Genomic DNA, 7,546 nt, shown 5'->3' with positions numbered 1-7,546 from the left:
CGCGTTATGGCGAGTTCGCCGCACTGGCCGCTTCCGTCGAGTTGGCCGAGGAGCCGACACTCAAGCGTCGTGAAGAATGGCGAGTGCTGACGAAGCAAAGTCCCGCGCGCCTGCATGTTCGCTCCATCGTCGACGGCACGTCCGTCTACGGGATGGACATACGATTGCCAGGCATGCTCTACGCTGCACTCCTTCAATGCCCGGTGCACGGCGGCAAGCTCGAGAGCTTCAACTTCAATGCGGTCCGTGACATGCCCGGCGTACGCGGCTACGCAGCGGTCGATCCGTCGGAACCGCGCAAGAAAGTCGAGCAGCCCGCCTACTGGGCCCACACCGATCCAAGCAGTGCCATTGCGATCGTCGCCGAACACTACTGGCAGGCTCGCCAGGCACTACAGGCCATGCCGATCGAATGGGATTATGGCGAGGGTACCCGCTGGAAGAGCACGCAGCAGGTCTATGAAGCCGTGCTCAAACGCCTGGACGAGCCCGCCGGGGAACAAGTGAAAGCCGCTGGCAACGCCCGCGCTTTCGACGAGGCCGAGCGCGAGCTCATCGAGGCGACCTACTTCACGCCTTTCAGTGAACACGCGACGATGGAGCCGCTGAATGGAACCGCGCTCGTGACACGCAATCGCGTCGAGCTGTGGCATCCCGTCGCCGCAGTCATGCAGGCGCTGGCGATCACGACCGAGGAGACAGGCGTTGGAGCCGAGAACATTCACGTTCACCTGCCGCTCGTTGGCGGCAGCTTCGGACGTCGTGTCGGATGCGACGACCTGCGCATGGTGCTCGCGGTCGCGAAGAAATTTCCCGGCACGCCGATTCACGTCGTCTGGTCTCGTGAAGAAACCTTCCGCCAGGGAAAGTATCGCGACCTGCAAGCGGCCCGCATGCGCGCGCGCCTCGACTCCGATGGATTACCTCAGGCATTGCATGTCCACGTGGCAGGCCATAGCCCCTTACTGCTCGGATTGGAGAACACCGCCTACACGAACGGCTGCATTCAGGATGTGCACATCGAGAAATCGACCGTGCCCATGCACATCCTCACCGGCCAGTACCGCGGCCCCGGATACAACACGCACGCGTTCTTTCTCGAATCCTTCATCGATGAGTGTGCGGCAAAGGCACGGATCGACCCGCTGGAGTATCGCTTGCGGCTCGCTGCGAAATGGCCCGACCCGGCTTGGGCGAACTGTCTCAAGGAAGTGGCTGCGCGCGCCCAATGGGGCCGCAAACTGCCGAAAGGCCATGGTCAAGGCATCGCAATCGCCAACTGGGGCATGCAAGGCAAGCCGCACGAAGGCACGACGGTGGCCGCCATCGCCACCGTCGAAGTCCAGGACTCTGGTGACTTGATCGTTCACGCCATCGATCTGGCATTCGACTGTGGCCAGATGCTCGATGAAGACTCCGTTCGCGCCCAACTCGAAGGCGGCCTGCTCTTCGGACTGAACATGTGTCTGAACGAGGAGCTCAACATCGAAGACGGTCGCATCGTCGAGGGCAATTTCGATCGCTACCGCATGATCCGTATGGCCGACGTACCGCGCGTGATTCGCATCCACACCGGCGCGCTCTCAGGGCACGCGAGATACAGCGGCGTCGGCGAAGTCAGTGTCGGCATCGTCACCCCTGCTATCGCCAACGCAATCTTTGCGACCACCGGAAAGCGGATCCGCTCGATGCCCTTCCGAAGAGAAACGCGCGTGACGTGAACGTTACGCAGACAGGCCGGTCTGCTTCATGCAACCCGATGGCAACACCTCCACTCGAAATCGAATGACAGCAGAAGCCACGATCGGCGGCGGCGAAATGAACGAGATGAGTCCGCACTCGAACTTCGCCGCCACCCATCGAATCAGCGTGTGAACTTGCGACCGCTCGCCTGCGCGGAGTCGGGCGCGGCGCCTGGGACACGCATCGATTTCCAGAATCACTCCAGAATTCGATGCGTGTCCCTGTTACGTGTGTCCTTGTTACGTGTTTATGTTATCTGTCCCGAGGTGATCACGGCACCGTGAGCGTTTCATTCGGCAACGTTGGCGTACTCACAGGCAGCCGCCGTGCGCGCGTTGTTTGTTCGAAGCTGTAACCGAGCGCCAGCAACTTAGGCTCGCTGAAAGCGGGGCCGAGGAACGAGATGCCCACCGGCAGATCGTCAGTGGTGAAACCCGCAGGCACGATCAGATCGGGAAAGCCGGTGAGATTGGCGATGTTGGTGGCCGAGTTCACATCGGGTGCTGGATTGTCCTGCGCGATCAATGCCGGGCGGCGAGGCGAAGTGGGATAGACGATTGCATCGAGTTTCTCGGCGGCCAGGATGCCTTCGACCACGGTTCGTACCATCGGCAGGGCGTGATCGCGGACGGACAAATAACGGTAGTCATCGAGCTTGCCGCTCTCCGCTTCTTTCTTGAACAGCGTCCAGCGCACGGGGTTCGGGCTGCCGCCGCCAGGACGCAGCGATCTCACCTCGTTGGAGCGCTCGATCAGTTGCTCGAGGTTCTTTGGATAGCCGGTGCCGGTCGCAGCGAGATACTCACCGATCTGAACGGCGAACTCCGGACGGCGGATGGCCGCATAGAACTCTTCTTTGCTATCCAGCAGCCACTTGGGAACGCGCACGTCGACCACGGTCGCGCCCGCTTTGCGCATCGACTCGAGCGCCGATTCGATCACCCAGTCGACGTCCTGATCCGCGCCGAGAAAATCGCGGGCGATGCCGATGCGAGCGCCTTTCAACGCGTCGGCCTTGAGATAACGAGTGTAATCGGGGACGGATTTCCCTTTGCTCTTCTGCGTCGCTGGATCGGCGGGATCCACGCCCGTCATGATTCCAAGAGACACGGCAACGTCATAAACACTGCGTGCCAGGGGACCGCCGGTGTCGAAAGTGAGCGAGAGCGGAATGATGCCGTCGCGACTGAGCAGTCCATGCGTGGGCTTCAAACCTACGATGCCGTTGGCGGTCGCAGGTCCGCGGATGGAGCCGCCAGTATCCGTGCCCAGGCCCAATGGCGCATAGGCCGCTGCAATTCCGGCACCGGTCCCGCCCGATGAGCCGGAGGGAGTGCGCCGAAGATCGTGAGGATTGAGCGTCTGGCCACCGATCGAGCTGTGCGCGCCTCCGGAGGCGAACTCGGACAGATTGACCTTGGCGAGAATGATCGCACCGGCATCGCGGAGTTTTTTGACGACGTACGCATCGTCCGGTGGCACCCAGTTTTCCAGCAGTACGGAGCCGCCGGTGGTGGGCATGTCGAACGTATCGAAGTTGTCTTTCAACAGCACTGGTATGCCGTGCAGCGGCGAGCGCGGGCCTTTGCTCTTGCGCTCGGCATCAAGCGCTCGGGCGGTCTCGAGTGCCTGAGGATTCAGCGTCAGGACCGCATTAAGCTTCGGTCCCTGCTTATCGTAGGCCTCGATGCGCGCGAGACTGTGCTGCACCAGTTGTTCGGAGGTGAGTGTTCCTGCCTGGAAGGCCTGGTTGAGATCGCCGATCGTCGCCGCGTCGAAATCGATGGTCGCTGCCTGCACGCAGGCGGTGTAACCGATCAGCAACGCGGCCAGCGTCGCCAGGTCGAAGGAACGATGCAATCGCATTGGGAACTCCAGGAAGGATGGGACCTGATGGGCGAAAGCAGGATGCATGCCAGCAAAAATCAATCCACGCGGGCGCGGAATCGCGCCGTTCTTTGGCGTGCGGAGGCATTAGTGAGCGATCGGATTGCCACGCGCGAAAATTATGCGCGGCGACTGCGCCACGAACGGGCGTCGCGGGCCTCGCATGCACGGTGACGGATTGCGAGATCATTGGTCGCGATGCCGGCTTCAGATGATTGCTACGTTCACCGCCGGCAGCGGGCCGAGTTGAAACGAGTAGGTATCCCCTGTGACTGCGAATCGGGTCGGGATGATGGAGCCGGTCATGATCCACTGACCGGGTCGCAGTGGCCGTCCCGCTGCCTGGGCAAAACGGGCCACCCAGGCGAGCACCCAGAGCGGACCATTCATCACGTCGTTACTGGATCCGCTCGCCACTGATTCGCCATTGACGAGCAGCTGACCCTGCAGACCGCACAGATCGCCAAAGGCAACAGCCGATGTGGCTGCGCCGAGCACGATCCCTTTGTTCCAGCTGTTCTCGGCGGCGATGGAGCTGGCTTCGAGGTGGGCGTAGTCGGCATCGCGATCGTCGATGATTTCGAACGCCGCCGCGATGGCGTCGACGCATTCGATCAAATCGTTGACGTTGGCCTCTGGTTGCCCAACGGGCACTTCCCTGCCGATGCGCAAGGCCAACTCGCTCTCGATGCCCAACCGATGAAACGCCGACTGGCGCAGAGTCGCCCCGCTCGCGTGCACGGTGCTTCCCAGAATGCGGCCAGCGATGGGTTCGCCGACACCGCAGAACTTCTGCATTTTCTCGGTGGTGAGTCCGATCTTGTAGCCCGCGATGCTATCGCTGCCGGAACGCAGTGCCCGCGCCAGGATTTCATCTTGGATGGCATAGGCTTCGTCGAGTGTCGCGGGGCGACCGTCGATGCGATATAGCTGGAATCGGGTGCGATTCCTGACATGGCTTTCGAACTGATCGACGACGGCGCGCGCCTGATCGGCTTGCATGGTTCGACCTCGACACATCGGGCTTCGAAAATGAGTGCCGGGCAATGTAGCACGGGTCATTTAGGAAAAATTTGTGCTTCCGGGACACTACACTCGACTCGACAATCGAGGAGGACGTATGGCCGCCTACATGATCTGCACGATGACGATCCACGATCCGGTGACTTATCGAAAGTACTCGGATCACACGCCGAGGACACTGGAAAAATACGGTGGCCGCTTTCTGACGCGCGGTGATCAGGTCACTACGTCGGAAGGCGAGAGCTTCACGCAGCGCATGGTGATCCTCGAATTTCCGGATCGCGCCTCGGCCGAGGCCTGGTACAACGATCCCGAGTATCAACGGCTCTCGGAGTTCCGGCGTGCGGCAACCACGAACGGCCGCATGATTCTTCAGGAAGGCCGGCCCGAGCAGGGCGCGCCGGATCCTCGCGTCTGATTCCCGCTGGAGATTGGTTATGGATCTGAAGATATCCGGACGTCGTGCACTCGTCTTCGGCGCGTCCCAGGGACTCGGCAAGGCTATCGCGCAAGAGTTGGTTGCAGAGGGTGTTCAAGTCGCCATCGTTTCTCGCGATCCCACCCGTATCGCGGCGACAGCGACTGAGATCGGCGCCATCGGCATTGCCGGCGATGTTTCCGTGCCGGGTAATTGTGCAGCTCTGGTCGCCCAGGCCGCGAAGGCGCTGGGCGGCTCCGTGGACATCCTGGTGACGAACACCGGCGGCCCGCCCGCTGGCGCGTTCGAACGCCTGTCCACTGCCGATTGGCAAAAGGGTTTCGACAATCTGTGGATGAGCACGGTGGAAAGCATCCTCGCCGTGTTGCCTCACATGCGTGAACGCAAGTGGGGCCGCATTCTCGCCGTCACCTCGATCTCTGCTCGCGAACCGCAGCCGGGCCTGGTGATTTCCAACAGCTTGCGCGCGGGTCTGCTGGGACTGGTCAACTCTGTCAGCCGGGATGTCGCGAAAGATGGCATTACGATGAATGCGCTACTACCCGGCTACACGGCAACCGAGCGCCTGACGGAACTGGGCATCGACGATGCGATCATGGGACCGAAGATTCCCACCGGCCGCATCGGCAAGCCGGAGGAGTTCGCTGCCCTCGCGGCATTCCTCGCGTCAGATCGCGCGTCGTACATCACAGGGCAGGCGATCGCGGTGGACGGTGGGCTCTTGAATTCGATCTGATCCTGGTTCAACGGGAGTGAGGCACGACCGTGTCCTGCCACGTCGTCGGCTCAAGATGAATGCCTCGCTCTCAACCCGTCGGAATCGTCTGCGACTCCAGGACTCCAGGGAAGACGCAACAGTCTGTCCTGTGGGTCCGACTTGCCCGCGGGATTCTCGTTGGTCTCAGTCGGACGTCAGCGAAACGCCGCCTGCGGCGGTCACGTCCGGCTGAAACCGGACCCACAAAGGAAGGAGCACGCCTTCCCTTTGCTCGCGACTCCAGGGACACGCATCCATTGACCGCCCAAGGTCGACCAATTGCGCAATGCATGGCCGGAAATCGGTGCGTGTCCTCGTTGGCCATCCTCGTTGGCCATGTCTTCGCTCGTCACCCAAGTCGAAGCGGCGCGGCCTCACCCCTCACTTTCACAATGCTGGCGAACTGCGGGGCGCACGCCGGGTTCCTGCATACAGATCGAACAGCAGCAGCTTGCACGGGATGCTGCCGTTCATGAGAGAAATAGTGCACTTGGGTTTGAGGCCAATCGCCCTGTAGGGCGACGCGGCAGCGGCCAGGATGGCGGCCTGCCAGCCGCTGAACTTCTGTTTCAGGGTGTCGCCCACTTCCTCATACAGCTGCACGATGTCGCCCTCGCTGCTGCCAATGCGTTCGCCATACGGCAGGTTGGTCACGAGGATTCCGGTTTTCGCGGGCGGCTCAGCATCCTGGAAGCGGCCGGTGTTGAAGGTCATGTACTTCTCGACGCGCGCATCCAGTGCACTCTTCTTCGCCATCGCCACATAGGCTGCGTTGATGTCCGAGCCGACGACGAGTGCAGTCGGGGCCGCCAGCTTCTCGGCACGCACGCGGTCCTGGGTGACGCGCCACAGATCACGATCGAAATCCTTGAGCCACTCGAAATGGAATTCGCCTTTCTTGCGATGGATCTGTGGCGCCTTGTGGACCGCCATCATTGCAGCCTCGATCACAATCGTACCGCTGCCACACATCGGATCCATGAATGCCTGGCTGCCGTCGTAACCCGCCATGATGAGAATCGCCGCGGAAAGTGTTTCCTTGAGCGGCGCCGGATGGCCTTGCTCGCGATAACCGCGCTTGTGCAATGACTTGCCCGAGGTGTCGAAGCTCAACATACAGCGGCCGTGCCGCAGATGCGCCACCACGACGACCTTTGGCTCACTTCGATCCACGACCGGTGCGACCCCCTGGGCGCGCTCGAAGACCTCGCGGATACTCTCGCGCACCTGGGTAATGATCTGCTTCCGCGCCATCCCGCCCTTGTCTGCATCGTCACCCTGGGCGTCGACCATGAAGCCGTGACGTGCGTCGAACAGCTCATCCCAGTGAATGCGCCGCACTTGTGAGCGAAGCATCTCCGGCGACTTGGCCGGCACGTCCTTGATGACCTTCAGGATGCGGCTCGCGGTCCGCAGCTTCAGGTGCAGCTCATAAAAAAGAGCCTCGCTCGCCCCGAAGGCGACAGCGCGGTATCCGGGAACGATGTCACGCGCACCCAGGGCTTCGAGTTCGAGAACCAGGGCCGGTTTGGTTTCTTCGGGGCAGGTTGCGATCAATTGCATTCGAGATCGGTGCCGTGCTTCGTGTATTTGGACGACATCGCGCTGTTGTACTCGCAATGCGGTGTATTCATGTATCGCACAATCTGCGAAGTCGCGAAAGTCTGCGGCGTCAGTAGCCCTCCGGCGGAGTCTGA

Annotated in this window: 6 protein-coding genes; 3 read left to right on the top strand and 3 right to left on the bottom strand. The window is 61.5% G+C overall.

Annotated features, from left to right (window positions below):
• Positions 1-1,721, top strand: a 1,721-nt coding sequence (locus tag VIZ63_RS24645) for a xanthine dehydrogenase family protein molybdopterin-binding subunit (protein ID WP_331612494.1), incomplete at its 5' end; no start/stop codon positions are given.
• A 292-nt stretch (positions 1,722-2,013) separates the two neighbouring features.
• Here the strand turns inward: VIZ63_RS24645 and VIZ63_RS24640 are convergent.
• Together VIZ63_RS24640 and VIZ63_RS24635 are read right to left on the bottom strand one after the other, a co-directional pair.
• Positions 2,014-3,609 (bottom strand): amidase family protein, encoded by a 1,596-nt coding sequence (locus VIZ63_RS24640; protein ID WP_331612493.1) that lies wholly within the window; start codon positions 3,607-3,609, stop codon positions 2,014-2,016.
• Between the two features lie 228 nt (positions 3,610-3,837).
• Positions 3,838-4,632, bottom strand: a complete 795-nt coding sequence (locus VIZ63_RS24635; RefSeq protein ID WP_331612492.1) for a 2-keto-4-pentenoate hydratase — start codon at positions 4,630-4,632, stop codon at positions 3,838-3,840.
• A 118-nt stretch (positions 4,633-4,750) separates the two neighbouring features.
• On the opposite strand from VIZ63_RS24635, the gene VIZ63_RS24630 reads away from it, so the two are divergent.
• Both VIZ63_RS24630 and VIZ63_RS24625 read left to right on the top strand, forming a co-directional pair.
• Positions 4,751-5,071, top strand: coding sequence for a DUF1330 domain-containing protein (locus tag VIZ63_RS24630; protein WP_331612491.1), 321 nt, complete (start codon positions 4,751-4,753; stop codon positions 5,069-5,071).
• A gap of 19 nt (positions 5,072-5,090) precedes the next feature.
• Positions 5,091-5,828 (top strand): SDR family oxidoreductase, encoded by a 738-nt coding sequence (locus VIZ63_RS24625; protein WP_331612490.1) that lies wholly within the window; start codon positions 5,091-5,093, stop codon positions 5,826-5,828.
• 408 nt (positions 5,829-6,236) lie between these two features.
• Here VIZ63_RS24625 and VIZ63_RS24620 read toward each other — a convergent pair whose 3' ends face one another.
• Positions 6,237-7,412 (bottom strand): THUMP domain-containing class I SAM-dependent RNA methyltransferase, encoded by a 1,176-nt coding sequence (locus VIZ63_RS24620; protein ID WP_331612489.1) that lies wholly within the window; start codon positions 7,410-7,412, stop codon positions 6,237-6,239.
• Positions 7,413-7,546: the final 134 nt, after the last annotated feature.

Origin of the sequence: Povalibacter sp., assembly GCF_036520495.1 — a bacterium.
In the GTDB taxonomy this organism is placed as follows: domain Bacteria; phylum Pseudomonadota; class Gammaproteobacteria; order Steroidobacterales; family Steroidobacteraceae; genus Steroidobacter.
Note: the sequence above shows the minus strand (reverse complement) of the source record. Positions and strands in the feature narration are given on the sequence as shown.

Bases quoted from the DNA above. Each gene is read 5' to 3' on its own strand.
- VIZ63_RS24640 (WP_331612493.1), bottom strand. From the start codon at position 3,609: ATGCGATTGCATCGTTCCTTCGACCTGGCGACGCTGGCCGCGTTGCTG.
- VIZ63_RS24625 (WP_331612490.1), top strand. From the start codon at position 5,091: ATGGATCTGAAGATATCCGGACGTCGTGCACTCGTCTTCGGCGCGTCC.
- VIZ63_RS24620 (WP_331612489.1), bottom strand. From the start codon at position 7,412: ATGCAATTGATCGCAACCTGCCCCGAAGAAACCAAACCGGCCCTGGTT.
- VIZ63_RS24630 (WP_331612491.1), top strand. From the start codon at position 4,751: ATGGCCGCCTACATGATCTGCACGATGACGATCCACGATCCGGTGACT.
- VIZ63_RS24635 (WP_331612492.1), bottom strand. From the start codon at position 4,632: ATGCAAGCCGATCAGGCGCGCGCCGTCGTCGATCAGTTCGAAAGCCAT.